This window comes from Paenibacillus sp. AK002 (assembly GCF_053903045.1).
This window is the reverse complement of sequence record NZ_CP096377.1, coordinates 2,522,678-2,542,912: the sequence shown is the minus strand read 5'-3', so window position 1 is coordinate 2,542,912 and position 20,235 is coordinate 2,522,678. Positions and strand designations below refer to the sequence as shown.

General features: G+C 50.8%; 24 protein-coding genes and 1 other annotated feature. Of the genes, 2 read left to right on the top strand and 22 right to left on the bottom strand.

Features of this window, described 5'->3' with window-relative positions:
• Positions 1 to 205 precede the first annotated feature (205 nt).
• From M1D70_RS11245 to M1D70_RS11165, 17 genes are all read right to left on the bottom strand, one after another.
• Positions 206 to 565, bottom strand: coding sequence for a 2Fe-2S iron-sulfur cluster-binding protein (locus M1D70_RS11245; protein WP_009595225.1), 360 nt, complete (start codon positions 563 to 565; stop codon positions 206 to 208).
• Positions 566 to 625: 60 nt separating this feature from the next.
• Positions 626 to 1,216, bottom strand: a complete 591-nt coding sequence (locus M1D70_RS11240; RefSeq protein WP_456289876.1) for a hypothetical protein — start codon at positions 1,214 to 1,216, stop codon at positions 626 to 628.
• Positions 1,217 to 1,259: 43 nt separating this feature from the next.
• Positions 1,260 to 1,439 (bottom strand): DUF2768 family protein, encoded by a 180-nt coding sequence (locus M1D70_RS11235; protein ID WP_006209457.1) that lies wholly within the window; start codon positions 1,437 to 1,439, stop codon positions 1,260 to 1,262.
• Between the two features lie 144 nt (positions 1,440 to 1,583).
• A complete protein-coding gene (locus M1D70_RS11230) occupies positions 1,584 to 1,859 on the bottom strand; it encodes a stage VI sporulation protein F (protein WP_009595189.1) in 276 nt (91 codons plus the stop codon).
• A gap of 63 nt (positions 1,860 to 1,922) precedes the next feature.
• Positions 1,923 to 2,963 (bottom strand): NAD(P)H-dependent glycerol-3-phosphate dehydrogenase, encoded by a 1,041-nt coding sequence (locus M1D70_RS11225; protein ID WP_456289875.1) that lies wholly within the window; start codon positions 2,961 to 2,963, stop codon positions 1,923 to 1,925.
• Positions 2,956 to 3,582, bottom strand: a complete 627-nt coding sequence (gene plsY, locus M1D70_RS11220) for a glycerol-3-phosphate 1-O-acyltransferase PlsY (RefSeq protein WP_009595194.1) — start codon at positions 3,580 to 3,582, stop codon at positions 2,956 to 2,958. The genes M1D70_RS11225 and plsY overlap by 8 nt, the downstream gene beginning before the upstream one ends.
• A gap of 11 nt (positions 3,583 to 3,593) precedes the next feature.
• Positions 3,594 to 4,916, bottom strand: a complete 1,323-nt coding sequence (gene der, locus M1D70_RS11215; protein ID WP_009595099.1) for a ribosome biogenesis GTPase Der — start codon at positions 4,914 to 4,916, stop codon at positions 3,594 to 3,596.
• A gap of 211 nt (positions 4,917 to 5,127) precedes the next feature.
• Positions 5,128 to 6,345: a 30S ribosomal protein S1 gene (gene rpsA, locus M1D70_RS11210; protein WP_456289874.1), complete on the bottom strand. Its 1,218-nt coding sequence runs from the start codon at positions 6,343 to 6,345 to the stop codon at positions 5,128 to 5,130.
• Between the two features lie 120 nt (positions 6,346 to 6,465).
• Complete coding sequence (locus M1D70_RS11205; RefSeq protein ID WP_009595120.1) at positions 6,466 to 7,056, bottom strand: lysophospholipid acyltransferase family protein; 591 nt, start codon at positions 7,054 to 7,056, stop codon at positions 6,466 to 6,468.
• Positions 7,057 to 7,077: 21 nt separating this feature from the next.
• Positions 7,078 to 7,752, bottom strand: a complete 675-nt coding sequence (gene cmk, locus M1D70_RS11200) for a (d)CMP kinase (RefSeq protein WP_176502384.1) — start codon at positions 7,750 to 7,752, stop codon at positions 7,078 to 7,080.
• Positions 7,753 to 7,934: 182 nt separating this feature from the next.
• Positions 7,935 to 8,222 carry a DUF5359 family protein gene (locus tag M1D70_RS11195; RefSeq protein ID WP_036673814.1) on the bottom strand — a complete coding sequence of 96 codons (288 nt, stop codon included), beginning with the start codon at positions 8,220 to 8,222 and terminating at the stop codon, positions 7,935 to 7,937.
• A gap of 65 nt (positions 8,223 to 8,287) precedes the next feature.
• The gene (locus M1D70_RS11190; protein WP_456289873.1) at positions 8,288 to 8,950 is read right to left on the bottom strand and encodes a flagellar brake protein; all 663 of its coding nucleotides are present in this window, start codon (positions 8,948 to 8,950) and stop codon (positions 8,288 to 8,290) included.
• A gap of 212 nt (positions 8,951 to 9,162) precedes the next feature.
• Positions 9,163 to 10,512 carry a germination protein YpeB gene (ypeB, locus tag M1D70_RS11185; RefSeq protein WP_009595103.1) on the bottom strand — a complete coding sequence of 450 codons (1,350 nt, stop codon included), beginning with the start codon at positions 10,510 to 10,512 and terminating at the stop codon, positions 9,163 to 9,165.
• Between the two features lie 89 nt (positions 10,513 to 10,601).
• Complete coding sequence (locus tag M1D70_RS11180; protein WP_009595221.1) at positions 10,602 to 10,748, bottom strand: hypothetical protein; 147 nt, start codon at positions 10,746 to 10,748, stop codon at positions 10,602 to 10,604.
• A gap of 73 nt (positions 10,749 to 10,821) precedes the next feature.
• On the bottom strand, positions 10,822 to 11,517 hold the full coding sequence (gene prsW, locus M1D70_RS11175; RefSeq protein ID WP_009595146.1) for a glutamic-type intramembrane protease PrsW: 696 nt from the start codon (positions 11,515 to 11,517) through the stop codon (positions 10,822 to 10,824).
• A 57-nt stretch (positions 11,518 to 11,574) separates the two neighbouring features.
• On the bottom strand, positions 11,575 to 12,186 hold the full coding sequence (locus tag M1D70_RS11170; RefSeq protein ID WP_456289871.1) for a genetic competence negative regulator: 612 nt from the start codon (positions 12,184 to 12,186) through the stop codon (positions 11,575 to 11,577).
• A 201-nt stretch (positions 12,187 to 12,387) separates the two neighbouring features.
• A complete protein-coding gene (locus M1D70_RS11165) occupies positions 12,388 to 12,759 on the bottom strand; it encodes a hypothetical protein (RefSeq protein WP_009595177.1) in 372 nt (123 codons plus the stop codon).
• Between the two features lie 93 nt (positions 12,760 to 12,852).
• Here M1D70_RS11165 and M1D70_RS11160 point away from each other — a divergent pair, with 93 nt between their 5' ends.
• Entirely contained in the window at positions 12,853 to 13,779 is a 927-nt protein-coding gene (locus M1D70_RS11160) for a polysaccharide deacetylase family protein (RefSeq protein ID WP_456289870.1), read from the top strand.
• Positions 13,780 to 13,831: 52 nt separating this feature from the next.
• Here the strand turns inward: M1D70_RS11160 and M1D70_RS11155 are convergent, their stop codons facing one another.
• From M1D70_RS11155 to M1D70_RS11145, 3 genes are read right to left on the bottom strand one after another with little or no spacing between them, the layout of a single operon-like run.
• Positions 13,832 to 14,650, bottom strand: a complete 819-nt coding sequence (locus M1D70_RS11155) for a metallophosphoesterase (RefSeq protein WP_456289869.1) — start codon at positions 14,648 to 14,650, stop codon at positions 13,832 to 13,834.
• Complete coding sequence (locus M1D70_RS11150; RefSeq protein WP_456289868.1) at positions 14,647 to 15,039, bottom strand: hypothetical protein; 393 nt, start codon at positions 15,037 to 15,039, stop codon at positions 14,647 to 14,649. The genes M1D70_RS11155 and M1D70_RS11150 overlap by 4 nt, the downstream gene beginning before the upstream one ends.
• A gap of 4 nt (positions 15,040 to 15,043) precedes the next feature.
• A complete protein-coding gene (locus M1D70_RS11145; protein WP_009595100.1) occupies positions 15,044 to 15,643 on the bottom strand; it encodes a CPBP family intramembrane glutamic endopeptidase in 600 nt (199 codons plus the stop codon).
• 225 nt (positions 15,644 to 15,868) lie between these two features.
• Positions 15,869 to 16,098 (top strand) — a binding site (T-box leader).
• Between the two features lie 192 nt (positions 16,099 to 16,290).
• Here M1D70_RS11145 and serA point away from each other — a divergent pair.
• A complete protein-coding gene (gene serA / locus M1D70_RS11140; RefSeq protein ID WP_009595252.1) occupies positions 16,291 to 17,883 on the top strand; it encodes a phosphoglycerate dehydrogenase in 1,593 nt (530 codons plus the stop codon).
• 112 nt (positions 17,884 to 17,995) lie between these two features.
• Here serA and M1D70_RS11135 read toward each other — a convergent pair whose 3' ends face one another.
• Together M1D70_RS11135 and M1D70_RS11130 are read right to left on the bottom strand one after the other, a co-directional pair.
• Positions 17,996 to 19,429 carry an ATP-binding protein gene (locus M1D70_RS11135; RefSeq protein WP_009595229.1) on the bottom strand — a complete coding sequence of 478 codons (1,434 nt, stop codon included), beginning with the start codon at positions 19,427 to 19,429 and terminating at the stop codon, positions 17,996 to 17,998.
• Between the two features lies 1 nt (position 19,430).
• On the bottom strand, positions 19,431 to 20,147 hold the full coding sequence (locus M1D70_RS11130; RefSeq protein WP_009595176.1) for a response regulator transcription factor: 717 nt from the start codon (positions 20,145 to 20,147) through the stop codon (positions 19,431 to 19,433).
• Positions 20,148 to 20,235: the final 88 nt, after the last annotated feature.

Genomic DNA, 20,235 nt, shown 5'->3' with positions numbered 1-20,235 from the left:
CTCGGCATCGAATCTTGAATTCAGCCGGGCCTAGGCAAATGCTTACGAAGTATGTTTCCTCCGGAAACATTTTAGGTGCTCACGTACAAACTACGTACGCTCCGCTCCTGACGTCCCTAGCTTCACTCAAATGAAGCGTTTTGAAAAAACGCACATCGGAAGCATAAGCCTCGGTGCTGAAAACCGATCTTTTTGAACTCGCGTTTTAAATAAAGTCATCGGACTCCCGGTTCCTCGCTGCCTCCAGCTGCTTGCGTATCGCGGCTTTAAGGGGATCCTCGGGGATTATCACCTTCAAATGGCTCGTAATCCTCGTCTGGCAGGATAACCGGTAGCCTTGTTCCATCATCGACGTTCCCAGCTTCCTGATTTCCTTGGTCTCAGGAGCAGAGCAATGTCCGCGTTCCTCATCCGGTACCAGGATTTTGCACATTAGACAGCCTGCTTTGCCTCCGCAACGGGTCGGAATGCGTACACCGGCACGACGCGAGGCATCCAGCACATTCGTGTTCGGACGAACCTTGACCTTCTTCTGATCCGGCAGAAATAATACCTCGTACTCCAACGGTAAACCGCTCCTTTTCTTATGTACCCGCTCTTCCATGCTGCCGGTTCGATTACCGTGCTATGGCTGTAGTCCGATTAATCGCTTCAATACCATCCGATGTTCCTCGCTCAACCGGTTTCGGCTTAACAACCGCTGAAGCAGCGGCAAATGTTGGTTCATATCCCTCAATATCGCCTCCGAAATGGCAACGTAACGATCCGGTCTGTCTCGAAGCACATTAAACACCAGTTCGTGGGATAACGGCATCAGCCGTACCGTGACGTCCCGTATGTGACGCGCTGGCGCTGCAGGATAGAGCAATTGATCGATTTCAACGCGATAGGAGGAACCCTCCGAATTCACTTCAAATCCGCCTACAAGTTCAATCGGGACTTTCTCTAATTCATAGTGGCTCAGAATGGAAGAATATATCCCTTCCTGATCGAGTCGGGGAGCGTCTACTGCCAGAAGGGCCAGCGTCTCATGCAGCGGCTGAATCCCCCCTGCATCGGCGTAAATATCGATATCCCTCGGCGGCTTGCCTAATTCTACGCCCTGAAGGAGCAAGCAGCAGCTTCCCCCCAGCAGCCAAGCGACAGGCGCCTGATTCAGTTTGTGAATGGCAGTAGCTAACGCCTTCTCCAATTCCGGCAGATCATTCAGCGTCATGCTGCACCCCTTTACCGTATCATCCCGGAAGCGGCTTCCCATATTAAATGATGGAAGCCAGTCCGATAATAAAACCGAAAATCATCATCATAAAGGCCACAAACGATAGCGTGCCGCGCAGAAAACCTTTGGTCTTGCTTCGCGCAAGCGTAACCACGATGACGGACAGCGCCATAATCAATAATGCGACAAGGGACAGCCACATCTTTTGCATCGGATCCATGTCACGAAACTCTCCAATCTCTCTTCAAATTATTCAACCTATTATATCACGAAAATGATAGTGCCTCACCCTGAGTATGGCGAAAAAAAGAACAAAAGCCGCATTCCGGCAAAGGATGCGTCTTTTGTTCATGATCAGCATATCTTATTTGTTCATCATCATTTTCATCAAGGCTTCCATATTGCTCGGATTCATGCCGCTCTTCTTCACCGCTCCGACAATTTCCTGAATCGTGTCCTCGCTGACAGGTATGTTCGCCATAGCAGATACCTGCTTGATCAGCTGGCGGAGCTGGGCTTCATTTTGCATAGTAGACGGCTTAACCGTGCTAGCCAGCTTATTGACAGCCCCTGAAGAAATTTTCTTTCCGCTTTTCTTGTTAATCGCATTCAGTACATCCTTGTGAAAGCTTTTGCTCATTTCCACCCCTCCTCCGACATCCTCACATCAATATATGAGTCAATCCTCGGAATGGTGAATAAGCTAGGTGTGCCATTGCTCCCAAGTCTCGAGCGGCATCATTTCCATCTCGGTCTTGGGGTCCCGGCCCATTAGGGCTTCCACGGCGACGCGGGGATTCCGGTCTTTAAACAACACATGGTACAGCTGGTCGGCAATCGGCATCTGCACTCCGTATTTCTCGGAAATGGCATGCGCGGCTTTGGTCGTGCGTATTCCTTCCACCACCATCCCCATGGATGCGAGAACCTCATCAAGCTTCTTGCCCTGACCAAGCATCGATCCCGCACGCCAGTTCCGGCTGTGCTGGCTCGTAGCGGTAACCACGAGGTCGCCGATCCCGGCAAGCCCGGCAAACGTCAGCGGATTCGCGCCCAACTCCATGCCGATTCGCAAAATTTCTGCCAATCCCCTCGTAATAAGCGCCGCCTTGGCGTTGTCGCCGAAGCCCAATCCGTCGGACATGCCGGCGCCCAAAGCGATAATATTCTTCAGCGCTCCGGCCAATTCCACGCCGATCATATCCCGGTTCGTGTACACTCTGAAATACGTGTTCATAAACAGGTCCTGGGCGGCGGCAGCCGCCTTGGCGTCCAAGGATGCCACAACGACCGTTGTAGGGCAGCGTCTCACCACTTCCTCCGCATGGCTGGGTCCTGATAGTACGACTACGCGACCTTCCTCGCAGCCCAGCTCTTCGGATATGACGGTCGACATCCGCTTCAGGGATTCAATCTCGAATCCTTTGGTTGCGTGAATCACCAGCATATCTTCGCTCCAATACTGCTTCAGCTGGCCCGAAACCTCCCGCATCGCGGACGATGGTGCAACGATAACCACGGCAGCAGCCGAGGAGACCGCCTCTTCCATATCGGTCGTGGCGCGAATGTTCGAAGATAACTCCACCCCGGGCAAATAACGGTTGTTGGTATGCAGTTCGTTGATTTCACGGGTCTGTTCCTCCGTTCTCGTCCAGACGACAACATCCAGATCATTCGAAGCGAGAACACTTGCCAAAGCGGTTCCCCAACTGCCTGCCACCAGAACAGCGACTTTGTCAGACAACGCGCTTCCCTCCTTTGTCCTTTCCTTTTCCGGAACCAAGCTTGTTTTCACGTCCCTGTACAAGCTTCACGATGTTCGAGCGATGACGCCAGAAGGCGAATACGCATATGATCAAGCTTGTCCAAAAGATCGGCCAGGAATAATCCGCGATCAAGAGGAAAACAGGGGTAAGCACTACAAAAATAAGGGAACCCAAAGATACATAACGGGTAAAAACAATGGATAGAATGGCGATAATGCCTGCTATAAGCGCTGGAATGAAGCAGAGCGTAGCAAGCACCCCAATGGCGGTTGCAATTCCTTTGCCGCCTCGAAAGCGGAAGTAAAGAGGCCAATTATGACCGATGATGGCGGCAATCCCGCATAATCCCGGCAGCCACGCATTGTCTCCCCCGAGCCATCGTCCGATCCAAACCGCAGCGATGCCCTTAATTACATCCAAAGCCAACACCAGAATGGCAGGTCCTTTTCCCAGGACGCGAAGGGTATTGGTTGCCCCGGCGTTCCCGCTGCCATGCTGACGAATGTCGATCCCTTTCAGGATTTTGGCAAGCAGTACGCTAAAACTCACCGAACCAAGTAAATAACAAACTACAATCGCTACGATCTCCAGAATCAAGCTATTCTCCCCTAACTCTCATCAGACTTTCTTCGAGTAAATATCCTGATGGGTGTACCTTCAAAGTCAAAAGCGGCCCGAATCTTGTTCTCAAGGTAACGCTCATATGAGAAGTGCATCAATTCCGGATCGTTGACGAATACGACCATGGTCGGCGGCTTGACCGCCACCTGTGTTGAATAGTTAATGCGCAATCTTCTTCCCTTATCCGTTGGAGGAGGGTTGATTGCAATCGCATCGGATATGACATCGTTAAGCAGATGCGTCTGCACGCGAAGCGAATGCTGATCGGCCACATGTTTAACGACAGGGAGCAGCTTCTGCAGGCGCTGCTTCGTCTTGGCCGACAAGAATACAACCGGCGCATAGGTCATGAACAGGAAATGGTCCCGGATCTTTTTCTCGAACTGCTGCATCGTCTTGTCGTCTTTCTCGACCATATCCCATTTGTTGACGACAAACAAAGACGCCTTACCGGCCTCATAAGCATAACCGGCGATATGCTTGTCCTGCTCGATAATGCCTTCTTCCCCGTTGATGAGCACGAGAACGACATCCGCCCGCTCGATGGCCCGCATGGCCCGCATGACGCTGTATTTCTCGGTGGTTTCATACACTTTTCCGCGTTTGCGCATGCCTGCCGTATCGATGAGGACGTACCGCTGGCCATCTTTCTCGAATGGCGTATCGATCGCATCGCGGGTAGTGCCCGCAACGTCGCTGACAATGACGCGCTCTTCTCCCAGAATGGCATTGACGAGAGAAGATTTGCCCACATTCGGTCTGCCGATCAAGGCGACACGAATAACATCCTCGTCATATTCGTCATCTTCCAGTTCCGGCAGGTTCTCGACGACAACGTCCAAGAGATCGCCGATCCCTGTCCCGTGGCTGCCTGATATCCCGACAGGATCGCCAAATCCGAGGGAATAGAACTCATAGATATCATCAGCGCGCTTCAAATTATCCACTTTGTTTACGCTGAGTATGACAGGTTTACCGGAACGGAACAGAATCTGTGCAACTTCCTCGTCCGATTGGGTAACCCCCGTCTTCGCATCGCACATAAATACGATGACATCCGCTTCTTCAATCGCAAGCTCGGCTTGCATGCGTATGGATTTCAAAATCATGTCATCGCCGTCGATTTCGATACCGCCTGTATCGATGACACTGAACGCTTTACCGTTCCATTCGGCACTGCCGTAAATCCGGTCACGGGTAATCCCCGGTTTATCTTCAACGATGGCTAATCTGTCGCCGATCAATCGGTTAAATATGGTGGATTTACCGACGTTAGGCCTTCCGACGATAGCCACTACGGGTCTTGCCATAGTCACTCCTCCTGTCAATTCTTACGATTATCATCATAGCAAAAAACGTTACAATTGGCTAACCTTTCATCTGCATTTCTATTATGCTCTACCCCATGTTACAACATCCGTAAACGTTCGTCCCCTAAAAAAACAAATGGCGAACCCAGATTTCTGGGTTCGCCGACTTCGTTATGATAGGTCAATAGACCGAACAAAACTGTTCCCGGGCTTACTTGAATTTGCTCAGCTTATCGCCGAAACGCTCGCCAAGCGTAACGCTCATGCCTTGGTTGTTCAAAGAAACGTTCGGGTTGTCTTTCAGGTCGATTTTAGGACCTTTGGACGGTTTTTCAGCTCGCGGAGCTTGAGCTGGCGCTTCTTCGGTTTCTTTGATGCTCAGGCTGATACGCTGCTCGGAAGTGTTGATGTCAAGTACTTTAACCTGAACTTCTTGGCCTTCCTTCAGTACTTCTTGCGGAGTACCGATATGCTTGTGGGAGATTTGGGAGATATGAACCAAACCTTCTACGCCTGGTGCCAATTCAACGAAAGCTCCGAAGGTAACCAGACGTTTTACGACGCCCGTTACGATGTCGCCCGTGTTGAATTGCTCGCCAGCTGTTTCCCAAGGACCCGGAGCAGCCGCTTTGATGCTGAGGCTGATTTTGCCTTTTTCAGGATCCACTTTCAGCACTTTCACGCGCACTTGATCGCCTTCGGACAATACATCGGATGGCTTGTCAACATGGCTCCAAGCGATCTCGGATACGTGAACCAAACCGTCCACGCCGCCAACGTCAACGAATGCGCCGAATTGCGTGAGGCGTTGCACCGTGCCTTCCAGCACTTGTCCGTCTTGAAGCTCGGACATCACTTTTTGTTTGTTCGCTTCGAACTCTTCTTCCAGAACGTCCTTCTGGGAAAGAATCACTTTGTTGTTCTCGCGGTCCAGCTCTTTCACTTTTACGCGAAGCGTGCGGCCTTTGTAGTCGCTGAAGTCTTCAACGAAGTGACGCTCGACCATGGAAGCAGGAATAAAGCCGCGTGCGCCGACATCGGCTACGAGTCCGCCTTTAACCACGTCAGCCACCGTTACTTCGAATACGTCCTGATCCGCAAAATGCTTCTCAAGGTCTTCCCAAGAATTCTCGGTGTCGATCGCGCGCTTGGAAAGAACCAGGCTTTCCTTGTCGTCGTTGATGCTAACGACCTTGCACTCTACCTCTTGGCCAACCTGAACCGCATCCGATGCATTATCAAGCTGTACAGAAGACAGTTCGCGAACAGGAATTACGCCGTCATATTTATATCCAATGCTTACGTAAGCTTGGTTGTCCTCCAGTTTGACGATCGTCCCTTTCACGGTGTCCCCTTTTTTCAAGGATACGATTTGGTCCAGCTGCTCTTGGTTTTCAGCAGCCTCTTGATTTCTTGTTTCTTCCGACATGTCAAATAACCTCCTCAATTCAAACCCCATTTATTTAAACTCGCATTCGCGAAGTTCAAAACATAATTGCTGTAGTATCTTTCCAACCTTCCCATGCTTTTTATGCATGGAGCGAATAAATCAGTTCACGGTTGGTTTGCCGCTGGCCCGCATTTCGTGAATCTTGGCCATGATCAATTCGGTTGCCCCGTCCAGTGCCTCCGGTGACTTGTCACCTTCGAACCGGGACAGATCCACGGGTGCGCCGTAGATGATTTTTACCTTTCGGAACGGCTTGTAGTCTCCAATGATGGCAGCCGGTACGACCGTTGCCCCACTGCGGAGAGCGAAGCTTGCCGCGCCACGTTTCGCCGCGGTTGCATCCGAATTGCGCGTGCCTTCAGGGAAGATTCCCATAATCTCGCCCGAACGCAAGATCGTAAGAGCGGTTTTGATGGAATCTTTACTCACTCCGCCGCGCTTGACCGGAAAGGCCCCCAGCTGGCGAACCAGCCATCCGAAAACCGGAATGTTGAACAATTCGGCTTTGGCCATGAACTTCACCTGGCGCTTGACGTGAATGCCGACAGAAATCGGATCTCGAACGCTAATGTGATTGCTGCAGATTAGCACGCCGCCTTCCGAAGGTATGTTATGTACGCCGACAGATTCGAATCTGTAGAGAATAGCGAACAAACCGCGGACCACCGCTCTGCAAAAAACGTAAATCATGCCTTTTTCTCCCCATCCCCATTAAGTTTCGCAATATGAAAGAATCGCTTCGACAACCTGATTGATATCCATATGCGTCGTATCCAGTATGATGGCATCCTCTGCGCAACGGAGCGGGGACACTTCACGTTCCTGGTCAAGCCTGTCGCGTTCTGCGATATCTCTTTCCAATTGTTCCAGCGTTATGCCTTCATCACTTAACTCATGGAAGCGGCGGAGCGCACGTTCCTTGACACTGGCCGTCATGAAAATCTTCACCTCAGCATCCGGCAAAACCGTCGTGCCGATGTCGCGTCCATCCATGACAACGCCCTTATCCAGTGCCATTTGCTGCTGTAAACGGACAAGCTTTATTCGCAAACCTTCGATTCGTGCATATTGGGATACCACTGCACTAACCTGATGTGAACGAATATACGGCGTGACGTCTTCCCCGTTCAGCCAAACCATTTGACCATTTTCATGCGGTTTTAATTCAATCACCATGTTTTGTGCATGTTGAAGCACTTTTTCGGGATTTTCCGGAGAAATCCCTTGGTTCAGCATGAACCAGGTGACTGCCCTGTACATGGCGCCGGTATCCACGTAGATGTACTGCAGCCTGCTGGCTACCATACGCGCTACCGTGCTTTTGCCCGCGCCTGCCGGACCGTCGATGGCAATATTAATTCTGTCGCGATAACCTGTCCCCTGCATAACCAACGGGGCATTCCTCCTCAAACATATACCTCGAAATCGAAAGGGCTTACCATCCGATCAGGGACGGGATCACCGTTCCTCTAGTGAAAATATATAAGAAAGTCCGAGATAAACAAGGCACGATCTCATATTTCAAGAAAAAAGCAGGCGCCCGCCTGCGACGTGAAAATTATACCACACTAGCTAGAGCGATGCAAAAGAGAAGGGGTGTTTTCTCCCATCCAATCGTTTACATTTGGCTCATTAACGGGAACACCCTCCATCTGCTGAATCGGCGAAAGGTAGGGCCGGCTTGGTTCATAATGCAATAGCAGCTGGACGATCACCAAAGCGAATGCGAGCCCTATCAGCAGCTTAAGCAGCACTTGACCGTATCGGTCATGGAGAGCTTGTCCTTTATCGCCCGGCATGGGATCCTGCCTGGTTTTTCGCCGCAGCTGATTTTGATCGTTAGATGACTGGGACATAAGCACACGGTCCTTCCGAGACAAAATTTTCCGCTAGTGTGCCACCGGCTTGTCCATTTTATGCATCAACGGTTGCGAAAATCAAACTGGCGCTCAAAGCAATAACGGATCAGCTTCTGACGCTCCATATCTACGATCTGATTAAATTTCAGCATGACGATGCTTCGGTTGCCTGGCAGCTGCTTGACCCTGACAACTTCGCCTTCAAAAGGGACATGCTCCACCGATCCGTTCTTGAACGGAATAAGGATCCAGCAGCTTAACAAGCTCCCTTCCGCAAACGATTTGTCGGGTTCCAGGTAAAAGGATACCCCTCCGCCGCCGACATCATCGGTTTTGGTCAGCAACCGCGTGCCGTCTTTGGCCATCACCGCTAACTCGAGCTCGGCTTGTACCCTCAGAAAGCTCCTTCTCTGCACCTTCGTGATCTGATCCTGCTCCGGCTTTTTGATGCGAACCAGGCGTATAACGTCTTCATGGTGACTCAGGACATAGGAATTGAAGAAGTTCTTGACTCCGCCCTCCGTCAAAAAATAAGCGGAAAGCTCGTCCCCGATATACAGCTTCTTCAGCCTGCCCGTTCCTTCCTGAAGCGGAACCTCCATATACATCGATTCGTCATCCATGTCGGAAATGCGGGATTTGTAAACAATGCTGGCTTCCTTCTCATCCCCCGTATCCAACTGGATATAGAGGACGTCGTTGATCTTTGGATACAATGCGCTCACCCACTAATTCATCATAATCATTATTTTCCATTATATCACGGGATGACCGGGACCATGGGATAAAATCTTCGAATCCGGTCGATTCATGTCTTTCCCCGGGATACAGATGTATTCCTTAGACACTATACTGGCTGCTCTGCAGCAGTTCTCCGCAAGCAAAAAAAGCCGATTCGGGAAATCCCCGAACCGGCTTATATGACATCAAGATACGACTATTTAATTCCTGCCTGCGCATCCTTAACGACCTCGACCGTTTCTTCCAGGCCCGTATCCGCATTAATGTAAATCCGGTATTGAGAGCCGTTGATCCGTCCGCCGAACTCATAACACAGCACATCTTCGGAACGGTCGTTTTTGATTAAGGCCTTGCGGTGGTAGAGCACCTTGAATTCAGGGTTCAAAACCTTCTCCGCTTCGGCGAGGCTGAGCTTCGGCTGCGGGATATCGCGCTTCACCTGGTGCTCGTAAACAAAGTCGCTCGCCTGAAATCCGATGACCTCACCGTTATCCATGGCCGAGCGCACGGTGATTTTCTCAGGATAAATCAGCACGCCGTCTTCTTCGCGCACAAAAGAGAAGTTGGCCAGGTTATCGTATTGGTCGGCCGATACGACCGTCATGTCGGAATAGCCTTTTTTCGTCAGGAATTGCTGGGCTTTGTCGATGGCATCCTGAACGGATGCTCTCTTCGCGCCTACGTTCCGTTCATCCGTGTAGGAGATCAGCTGGCCGCCTTTTTCGGTGAAATCCATACTGAGCATATGGCCCTTCGGGTGTTTGACTTTGGCCGTGTAGGATACCCACTCGGTGCCGCTACCGTTCTTCGTAACTTGTACGTTGGCTTGATTGCCCGTGTCGGAGAATTTCAGCGCTTTGCGCTTCACATCCTGCTCCGAGACCGGCATGCCTGCCAGCTGCTTCACGGAACGTCTGTCATAAATGCTGCTTACCGATGGTCCCCAATCAAGCTCAGGATAAGACTCTACTTTTTTATCCACCGTTTTGAATCCGTCAATAATCGAGTTATCTTCGACTTTATTCGTAGCCAAGGCCGTTTCAACGTCCATCCAGCGCAGACTGTTAGCGATGACCTTGTTCTGCACATGTTGCAAATCCTTCGTGATTTCGCCGGAGTTGGCATATAACGATTTCAACGTTTTGACTTCATTCTCGCTAAGCGGTTCCTTCGTTAAATCGCGCACGCCCGTTTTGTAGGCAAAATTCGATATCCGGGACAGGAACTCTTCGGTTTTGTTGAACGGAAGCAGCGTTAGCGGCAGTTGACTGATTTCGTTCTGCGCCTGGCTGGTCAGCCGCCATACGTTCATCAGCCCCTTCCGGTGCATCCCTTGGGAGGTCGAGCTGACCGCAAGCGTATTGCCGAGCTCGGCATGAATCCTGTCCATATTGTACGACAAGTCATGGAAAGCCCGTTGATACTGGTTCTCGGCGTTAATCAAAATGGCGTTCTTTTCTTTATTTTCTTGATATCCCCAAACCAGAGCCCCGATCAATAATATGGTGGCTACAGGAAACAGAATAGCGCTTAATCGTTTGTACATGATGCGATAGTCTCCTTTCTTCTACTCACTGCCGTTAGTTTGACTAGAAGAAAGAAGTCTTATGCATCCCTGGATCATTCCTTCATCAATTAGAAATCTTCCTCAATATCGAAGTGATCCCGGTTGTTGCACAGGCACTGCTTAAATCCGGTTTCGATCCGGCCCTGCTCCTTCTTTCCGCGCAATACGAATCGCTCACCGCAATCCTTGCAAAGAATTTTCACTTTTACACGCAAAAAAAGGCACCTCCCTTTCTATGATTCCCTGGCTGTCAGCCAAGGTCTATAGAATGAAGTGTGCCCTGATTTGTTACGTATTAACCTCTTCCTCCCGTTTAATGAAGCGGAAAGGAGAGCGGTTGTTCGCTCTGGAGATTTTGCCCATGCCGCCATACCACAGCAGAACCATTAGCGGAACGATAAACCATACCCATGTGTGCGTCAGCAAATTCAGAATCAGGTCATAAAGACCATGCCACATCCAAGGCAGAACCATGGACAGCACGAGGAAGAATCTTCTTCGCTTCCCTTCCGTGAACCTCGCATGTCCCATGTAGTATCCCATGATGACGCCAAACATTGCGTGTCCCGAAACGGGCAGCAGCGCCCGCATGAACATCGGGCCGAAGGCTGCCTGACTGTACCAGGCGTAAAGCAAATTCTCTACCGTAGCAAATCCCAGCGATATCGCAACTGCATATAGTATGCCGTCATAAGGCTCGTCAAATTCCGTATGATTAAAAATAATATGATACATCACGAACCATTTTAAAAATTCCTCAACGCCCGCCGAAACGAACAGTGAGTTGACTACCGGATTGTCGCCAAGCCATAGTATCATTCCCCGCTGCAAAATCATGACCGGGAAAACGATCAGAACCCCTAGCATGAACACTTTGATCACCATGTGCAGGGGTTCTTGATCATACCTGTCCTTCAGGTAAAAATACGTGAGCAATGCGAGTCCCGGCGCCAAAGCTGACGCAATGATCGAGAACACCAGCACTGAAATTCCCCTTCCGTTAGTTGCGGGCCTGAAGTCCGGCACGCACGCCCACATTGATTAATGCTGACGCTGGAAGTGTGTACAGATAACCTCAACCGCTTGCTGAGGCATCACTTTCTTCCCGTATTCCTCCAGCATAGCCTCCGTCACCGAAGAGGATTCGCCGAACTCGGCCAGCATTGCAATTATAGCCGGCAGCTTCTCGTTATCCAATTCCTCGGGCTCGAAGTACAAAAACCATTTATCCATATAGTGATAGAGCTTGCCCGCTCCGCCTACAAGGTCCTTCAACATATGCGATGCTTCAATGAGCACTTCAAAATCCTGAAAAACATAGACGATGGTATCACTTTGATCCAGCGTTACTTCCATTTCATAAATCTCGTCCGGCATATCTTCTTCGGACAAGCCGCCGAAATGATGATCGTATTTCCCTCTCGTCACAATAACCACCATGCCTTGGGCAGGCAGTGCAAACACCTCAACGGCAAGAGGTCCGGTGGCATCAAATCCGAGTTCACTGTATGCCTGATCCATCATCTCCGTAAACAGGTCATAAACTTTCGGTATTTCCTGCCACATCTCTTCCTTCTGGATCCCACGCTCACTCAGATCGTCAAACGTGAGGAAAATCCGTATCTTATCTTGACTCAAACGCTCTATTTTCATGACAGGATCCTCCTTACGTAAACAAAAGTTTATAACAAATTATGATGTCTGGATTATGACGTGATAAAAATGGTTTTATATAATTGATTTTATCATTTAATACCCACAAATGCACGTAAATATGTAGCTGAAGAAAAAAGAATCATTCACAGGGATTCGTGAGGCCGTTCCCCGAGAATGATTCAAAAAGGTTGATGCCGTTTACAAACCCGGTATGACGGTGTGGGTCTCTTTCAAAATCTGTTCGACTTCGGTCTTCACATCAGGGTTGTTTCGGATGAAATCCTTGACCTGCTTCAGGTTGGCAGCCTTCGAATGAGTCGATGCCTGTACCCCTGCAGTTCCATTGGAATGAGTGGAATCATGTCGGCCTGAACTGGGAGACACGCTTTCTCGGCTGGAGCCGCCAAACTGGCTCTTGTTGCCTTGAATTTTACTCATCGCGGTATTCGCAAACCGGCCAAGATTCGCGTCTTTCATCATCGAGGAGAAGAACATGCCGTTTTTCCGGGAAATCATCCGGGATGCAACGGCACCGATAATGACACCATATAGAAATGACGAAGTCTTCACTAATGATACCTCCTTCTATGATAAACTCGAGTTTATTGTTCTCGCACCGCCAGGAACTCATGCTACATAAATACAGGAAAGTGAGATGGAATCATGGTTAGAACACGAACAGTCCTTCTGTTGGCCTGCTGCCTGATGCTCAGTGCATGCGGCGGCAACGGCGCCGCTCAGAAGCAAGGCGCGGCTACGGAAGGCGGTAATACCCAGACGACGCAGCAAAACGAATCCACCGGGCAGGTGTCCCCTCCGAAAGAAAACACCGATCCTTCGGCCGATCTGGACAAGCCTGAAGACCCATCCAGCACGAGCTCGAGTAAATCCCCGGATTCCCCGGACCCGTCCGAAGAGGCCGTCAAGGATCCGGAAGCAGAGCTCCCGTCCGAACCGAAATACCACATGAATAAGGTGTACCGAATCGTACCAAACGATGAATCCGTACCCGAAAAGGTGGTGCTGCTCACATTTGACGACGGTCCCAAGGATGAAAAAATGATCAACCGCATGATCGATACGCTCGACAAGCATAAAGCCAAAGCCATTTTCTTCGTGAATGGATACCGCGCGAAGGAGCATCCCGAACTGCTGAAGCTGATCCATGACCGCGGTCAAATCATCGGCAATCATTCCTGGGATCATATCGACCTGAAAAAGGAAAGCAAACAAAAGGTCGAGAAACAGATCGGGGACGTCCAGAAAATCGTCAAGGAAGCAACGGGAGCGGAACCGAAGTTTTTCCGGCCTCCGTTCGGCTCCGGCGGAGATACCGTCAAGGAAGTAGCACTGGAGCATGACCTGCTGTTCATGACTTGGTCCAACGGTTCCCTGGATTGGGAAAGCAAAAACAAAAACAAACCCGATGCCGTTGTGAGCAACGTGCTCGAGCAGCTTCATCCCGGCAGCAATATTCTGATGCATGAGCTTCCGTGGACTGCCGAGGCCCTGGACACTTTGCTGACCAAGCTCGAGGCCAAAGGGTATGGATTCGTTGATCCGCGATGGATCGAGCCTAAAATAAGATAACCCGAAAAACCGGAAAAACCTTAATTCTGCCGTCAAACATGCGACGATCGAATTAAGGTTTTTTGCGTAACGTAATCACATGATATTCCGCCGGACATTTCAAGCGCAGCGGAATATGGGAAGTGCCGAACCCCCGGCTGATCAGCAGCCTGGAGGATTGGACAGACTCGCCTGCCTTCCTCGGCAGCGTATACCATCCGGATTTATACTTCTTGTAAAAGCGCTCCAGACGAACCGCTCCGGCAATCGGCAGCACAATCTGTCCGCCATGGGTATGACCTGCCAGCAGGAGATCCCCGTGCGTTTCTTCCTTGCCTTTGAGCCAGATCGGATCGTGCACCAGAATGATGTGATACTGGTCTTCCGCTGCATTTCCCCGGAATTTCGTATACGGATGTTTCCTGCTTGCCGGCTGCCTAACTCCGCTAAGAACAAGACATTCGTCATCCCGCTTCAACGTGACGGTCTTGTCATTCATAAGAATGACCCCGCTCTCCCGCAATACCTTGCGAACGGCGTCCTTGCCTGCATACAGGTCGTGATTTCCCAGTACGGCATAAACGGGAGCGATGCGGGCCAGAACCGACATGTTATGTCTCAACCGCTCAAGAGGCACCCCTTTTTCGGTAATATCCCCGCCCAGGAGCACGCAATCCACCGATGATATATTGGATAATAGCTTCTCTTCAGACAATTGTCTGCGATGTATGTCGGTGATGAACAGCATCCGAAACCCGTCAAACGACCGCGGAATACGCTCGGATACCACTTCCTCTTCACGCAGCCGATAGCCCCGGGCTTCAGCCCTCATCCAGCCGATTGCGCCTGCACCGAGTGCCGCAGCACCCGCTATCCACATCAACACACTCATAATATCTCCTTTAACAATTCCCTTAATGGAGGCGCTCCGATAAGTCCCCACCACAGAAGACCTACCATTAACAATATGAAGATGACAATTAATGAGTTCACAAACCACTTGCTCATTCTTACGCGATAGGAGGAATATGTATTCGTTCGTTTAGGCGCCGAAACCTCTTCCTCTATCGGATTCTGGTTTGACCTTGTCGATCTGGACCGGCTTAATCCATCCGCCGCGCTGCCGCCCCGCGTCTTCGGTACCGCAGTGCTTACGGGAGCTTGGGATTTAGATCGACTCCGACTCCCCTCTGCCTGCAGCGGCTTTTCCGCCGCCCTCTTTTCGGATTGAGCCGATGACTTGTTCTTCCGGCCTTTATTTCGGCCCTGATGCCGTTGCATTCTGCTAAGCTCGTTCATGTTCCTCTTTCCTCCGAAACCGTATCAACATTCCCGATATGAAATCTATCAGAAAATGGCACAGAATTGGCGCCCAAATGGTACCCGTTTGTATATAGACGTAGCCCAGACCGTAACTGCTCAAGAAAACCCATCCAGTCGGCAGCCAATGCTTTAAATATCGGACATGGATCAGCGCGAACAAGATGCTTGTCCAATACGGTCCGAACGCATGCTGTATCGCTCCGCGAAACAATAATTCCTCGCAGATGGACACGATCAGGGCGATAACGAATATATGCCAAACCGGCCTTTTCCTGAACAGCATTTCATTGATCCCGCCGTCGTCCATGCTATCCTCCGACACGAACCGGGACAATACAAAGTCCACTGCCAGCATCGCTGCGGCAAGTCCGAGACCCCAATAAACAAACTCGATCTCCTTCGGAAAAACAAATAATCCGAACGGATTCCGGTGCTGAAACAAAATCCAGATCAAACCGACGATAAGCGTCAACGCTTGCGTAAGATACAGATTGATGAGCAGCAGCCGATCGTTCAGCTGGTGGGCTTCGATTCTTTTAACGCGTATTTTAAATTTTTTCATAGAAGATGGGCCTGTCTTTCATCTTGATTTTTAAGATATCTTCGTGTACAACCACAGTAATATAAGTATAATTTAATCATAGGCGGGCATATGCATCATAGCAAATTAACGGCATGACATTCAAGGCTATCCCTTGTTTCTTCCCCTGCTCCTAGGCGGTTGGCCTAAATAAACACCTATTGACACAATGTTAGAGCCATGATACATTATGAAAAAATTAATCTGTGAAAACCGATGACGGAAAAGAGAAACCGTAACGTCCTCAGAGAGCCGATGGTTGGTGCAAATCGGTGGCGTAAAGTATTCTTGAGCGTTCCTGAGATATTTCGCTGAAACTTGGAGTAGGCGCAAATCGGATGATATCCGTTACCAATCATGGTCTGAACAGACCGCTTGAGGCTGCCGCAACTTGGCAGCGAATAAGGGTGGCACCACGAATAACTCTCGTCCCTTACTACGGAGGTAGTATGCGGATTGAGAGTTTTTTATGTTCCTGTCTCTTTGCCACGACACCGCGTCAAACTTGTATAGACCTCTTGCAGCTTTATCGGAATTTCTGGTGTATAACGGAGCGCGCGCTAAGCGTAATCCTTATTCAATATTGCAGTACCGCATTTTATAGTGGATTTTAAGGAGGAAGAGAAACCATGTTTAAAGTATTGGTATCGGATCCGATCAGCGATTTGGGGATCCAGCAGTTAATGGACGCCGCCGATGTGCAGGTAGACAAAAAAACCGGGCTTAACGAAGACGAGCTCACTGCCATTATCGGTGAATACGACGGACTCCTCGTTCGGAGTCAGACGCGTGTTACAGAACGCATCATGAATGCAGGAACCAATCTCAAGGTGGTTGGCCGTGCCGGCGTTGGCGTGGACAACATTGATCTTGAAGCGGCAACAAAGCGCGGGATCGTTGTTATCAATGCACCTGACGGCAACACGATCACGACGGCAGAGCATACGTTTGCTATGATGATTGCCCTCGCCCGCCACATCCCTCAAGCTTATGCCAAAACGGTAGGCGGAACCTGGGATCGCAAATCCTTCCTCGGCGTAGAGCTCCGCAACAAAACGCTGGGCGTTATGGGCATGGGACGGATCGGCAGCGAGGTGGCTAAACGCGCCAAGGCTTTCGGCATGAACATTCTCGCTTTCGATCCGTTCCTGACGGAAGAACGCGCGGATAAGCTGGGCGTGAAGCTTTCCTCCGTGGATAATATTATCCGGAACGCAGACTTCATCACGGTTCATACTCCGCTTACGCCGGAGACGCGCCACATGATCGCCAGACCGCAATTCGAGGTCATGAAACGCGGCATGCGTATCGTGAACTGTGCCCGTGGCGGCATCATTGACGAGCGCGCGCTCGTGGAAGCCATCGATGAAGGCATTGTAGCCGGAGCCGCATTTGACGTATTCGAACATGAGCCGCCTGAAAGCGATCATCCGTTCCTGAACCATCCGAAGGTTATCGTCACTCCGCATCTGGGTGCATCCACTGTTGAAGCCCAGGAGAACGTTGCGATCGACGTTTCCGAGCAAGTGCTGCATATCCTGCGCAACGAACCGTTTAAGAATGCGGTCAACTTCCCGCTTGTAGCCGCAAGCGTCATGAACAAGCTGCAGCCTTACTTCTCGCTCGGCGAGAAATTGGGCAGTGTAGCGGCCCAGATCACCGCACACGCGGTAAAGGAGATTCACGTAGACTATGCAGGAGAGCTGGCTGAAGTCGATACGCAGGCCCTGACCCGCTACATCGTGAAGGGCGTGCTGGAACGCCACCTCGGAAGCGAAGTGAACATTGTCAACTCCATGCATTTGGCGAAGAGCCGCGATTTGCATGTCGTTGTGTCGCAGACGCCAAAAACCAAAGACTTCACCAATCTCGTTACCGTTACGCTGAAAACGCAAAACGGCCTGGAACGAATCGTTGCGGGTACGCTTCTTCTGGGATACGGCGAACGAATCGTCCGACTGGATAAATTCCCTGTCGATATCTCACCTGAAGGCCATCTGATCCTGATCTCCCACAACGATAAACCGGGCATTATCGGACGTGTCGGAACCCTGCTCGGCGAGAACGATGTCAACATCGCCTCCATGCAGGTGGGACGTAAAGTGATCGGCGGCGAGGCCATCATGCTGCTGACGGTGGATAAAGACGTTCCTAAGGACGTTCTGATCAAGCTTACCGGCTTGTCGGAGCTCAACACGGCGCAGCAAATCGCGCTAGGCTAAACTTTAATCCAAGGGGTTAATCATTGTTCCACGTAGAACAAGATTAACCCCTTTATTTCAACAAAAAAACACGCTCCTTGCGAGCGTGTTTTGTCTTTTGCGCGGGCATTCCCTAGGATTCTGCCGCTTTTGTCGGGATCGTCATCGTAAACACGGTGCCTTTCCCCACTTCGCTTGTCGCGTTGATCGTTCCATGGTGCGCGGTCACGATATTTTTCACGATGGCAAGGCCAATGCCGGTTCCCACCGTCTCCCCACGCACACGCGCCTTATCGGCCTTGTAGAATCGTTCGAATACAAAAGGCAGGTCTTCCGGCGGAATGCCGACACCCTGGTCGCAAACCTTCACCTGGAGCGCCTCCGTGTTGGATACGGCGATCCGGTCTGCCGTAATTTGAATTTTCTTGCCTGAAGGCGTATGACGGAAAGCGTTATCCAGCAAATTGGTCAGCACCTGTTCAAGCTTGTCTTCATCCGCCGCTTCGAGCTGAAGATTCGAATGGAGCTTGTTCAGCTGAAGATCGATATCCCGCTCTTTGGCTCGAACCGCAAATTTCCGGAATACCCGCTCGCACAATTCGCCTGCATCCATCTCGCGCAGGGATAACTCGGCATGCCCTGCCTCCATGCGCGTCAAATCAAGCAGATCCTTCACCAGACGCCCCATCCGCAGGGATTCCTCATGAATGACCTGTATGAGCTCCCTGCTCTCTTCGGGTGAAGCTGCCATGCCGTCCAGGAGCGCTTCGCTGTATCCCTGCATCATGGACAGCGGCGTCCGTATTTCGTGCGACACGTTGGCAATGAAGTCCGTCCGCATCTTTTCTAATGTAACCTGTTCGGTTATGTCCCTTAACACCACGACGGCTCCGCGGATCACGTCATCCGAATACAGGGGGGCCATATGGGCTGACCAGATTCCCTGCTTCACATGCAGATCGGCGCTTTGGTCTTTGCCTTCGTTGACGGTGGCGTAATATAACTCGCTGAGCGGTTTTGGCATGACATCGGCCGCCCAGCCTCCGCCCTGAAGCTCATCGTCCCACTGCAGCCCTTTCCAGGTCTTCATGATTTCCAGTCCCGGCGGGTTCACCAGGATGACCTGCCCGTGATTGTCAAACGTAATCACGGCGTCGCTCATGCTTCTCAGCACGCTGGACAGGTGCTCCTTCTCGTGGTTCAAATTGCGGATGTTCGTTTCCAGCTCCGCTGCCATATGGTTAAACGTATTGGCCAGCTCGCCGATCTCATCACTGGTCACAAGGTTCAACCGCGTGCCGTATTTCCCTTTACGGATATCGTTGGCTGCCTCGATGAGCTGCTGCATGGGCTGCGTAATTTTCGTCAGCAGGAACAACCCGAAAAAGGTGGTCATCGAAAAGCCGATAATGGCGACATAAGTAAATAAACGCTTGATGGCATCCGAGTTCGCGAAGGTGGTATCGATATAAGGGAGCAAGAATAAACCGAGCGTCAGCAGTACGCACGCGACCAAACAGGTTATCGTAATCCACAGCTTGCCGACAAGTGATCTCCAAAAACTCACGTTACTTCGGTACCTCCAGCTTGTAGCCTACTCCCCATACGGTCGTAATCATCGCTGCGGACTCCGCGGATACCTTATTCAATTTTTCGCGCAGACGCTTCACATGGGTATCGACCGTGCGAAGATCGCCAAAAAACTCGTAATTCCAAACATCCTTCAGCAGTTCTTCCCGCGAGAACACTTTGTCCGGGGACGAGGCCAAATAGTGCAGAAGCTCGTATTCCTTCGGCGTCAGGCTGATTTCATGCCCGCCGGCCGTCACGCGGTGGGCATCGTGTTCAATGATCAAGTGAGGGAATACGATGCTGTTGCTTGGATTCGGCTCCTTGCTCAGATAAGCCGTCGCGGACGAACGGCGCAATATGGCTTTAACGCGATAGATCACCTCGCGAGGACTGAACGGTTTCACCACATAATCGTCGGCGCCCACCTCGAATCCCTGAACGCGGTTAATCTCCTCGCCTTTGGCGGTCAGCATCAGGATCGGCGTAGACTTCACCTGACGAAGGCGGGTGCATACTTCAACGCCGTCCATGCCGGGCAGCATGACATCCAGAATAACAAGCCCGTAATCCTCCGAGCTTGCTTTGCGAAGAGCAGTCTCCCCATCCTCCGCCTCCTCGATTTCATATCCTTCCTTCTCCAGATACATTTTCAACAAACGGCGAATCCGTTCCTCATCATCAACAACAAGAATGCGATTTCCGTGCTCAGACATTGGCAGCCAACTCCTTCATTTTTATAGGGAAAATCAGAAGTGGCCCTCTTGATTAAGAAAGGGCCCTTCTGATTGTTAATTCACATCT

Bases quoted from the DNA above. Each gene is read 5' to 3' on its own strand.
- M1D70_RS11240 (WP_456289876.1), bottom strand. From the start codon at position 1,216: ATGACGCTGAATGATCTGCCGGAATTGGAGAAGGCGTTAGCTACTGCC.
- M1D70_RS11235 (WP_006209457.1), bottom strand. From the start codon at position 1,439: ATGGATCCGATGCAAAAGATGTGGCTGTCCCTTGTCGCATTATTGATT.
- M1D70_RS11230 (WP_009595189.1), bottom strand. From the start codon at position 1,859: ATGAGCAAAAGCTTTCACAAGGATGTACTGAATGCGATTAACAAGAAA.
- der (WP_009595099.1), bottom strand. From the start codon at position 4,916: ATGGCAAGACCCGTAGTGGCTATCGTCGGAAGGCCTAACGTCGGTAAA.
- rpsA (WP_456289874.1), bottom strand. From the start codon at position 6,345: ATGTCGGAAGAAACAAGAAATCAAGAGGCTGCTGAAAACCAAGAGCAG.
- M1D70_RS11205 (WP_009595120.1), bottom strand. From the start codon at position 7,056: ATGATTTACGTTTTTTGCAGAGCGGTGGTCCGCGGTTTGTTCGCTATT.
- cmk (WP_176502384.1), bottom strand. From the start codon at position 7,752: ATGCAGGGGACAGGTTATCGCGACAGAATTAATATTGCCATCGACGGT.
- M1D70_RS11195 (WP_036673814.1), bottom strand. From the start codon at position 8,222: ATGTCCCAGTCATCTAACGATCAAAATCAGCTGCGGCGAAAAACCAGG.
- ypeB (WP_009595103.1), bottom strand. From the start codon at position 10,512: ATGTACAAACGATTAAGCGCTATTCTGTTTCCTGTAGCCACCATATTA.
- M1D70_RS11170 (WP_456289871.1), bottom strand. From the start codon at position 12,186: ATGAAAATAGAGCGTTTGAGTCAAGATAAGATACGGATTTTCCTCACG.
- M1D70_RS11160 (WP_456289870.1), top strand. From the start codon at position 12,853: ATGGTTAGAACACGAACAGTCCTTCTGTTGGCCTGCTGCCTGATGCTC.
- M1D70_RS11155 (WP_456289869.1), bottom strand. From the start codon at position 14,650: ATGAGTGTGTTGATGTGGATAGCGGGTGCTGCGGCACTCGGTGCAGGC.
- M1D70_RS11150 (WP_456289868.1), bottom strand. From the start codon at position 15,039: ATGCAACGGCATCAGGGCCGAAATAAAGGCCGGAAGAACAAGTCATCG.
- M1D70_RS11145 (WP_009595100.1), bottom strand. From the start codon at position 15,643: ATGAAAAAATTTAAAATACGCGTTAAAAGAATCGAAGCCCACCAGCTG.
- serA (WP_009595252.1), top strand. From the start codon at position 16,291: ATGTTTAAAGTATTGGTATCGGATCCGATCAGCGATTTGGGGATCCAG.
- M1D70_RS11130 (WP_009595176.1), bottom strand. From the start codon at position 20,147: ATGTCTGAGCACGGAAATCGCATTCTTGTTGTTGATGATGAGGAACGG.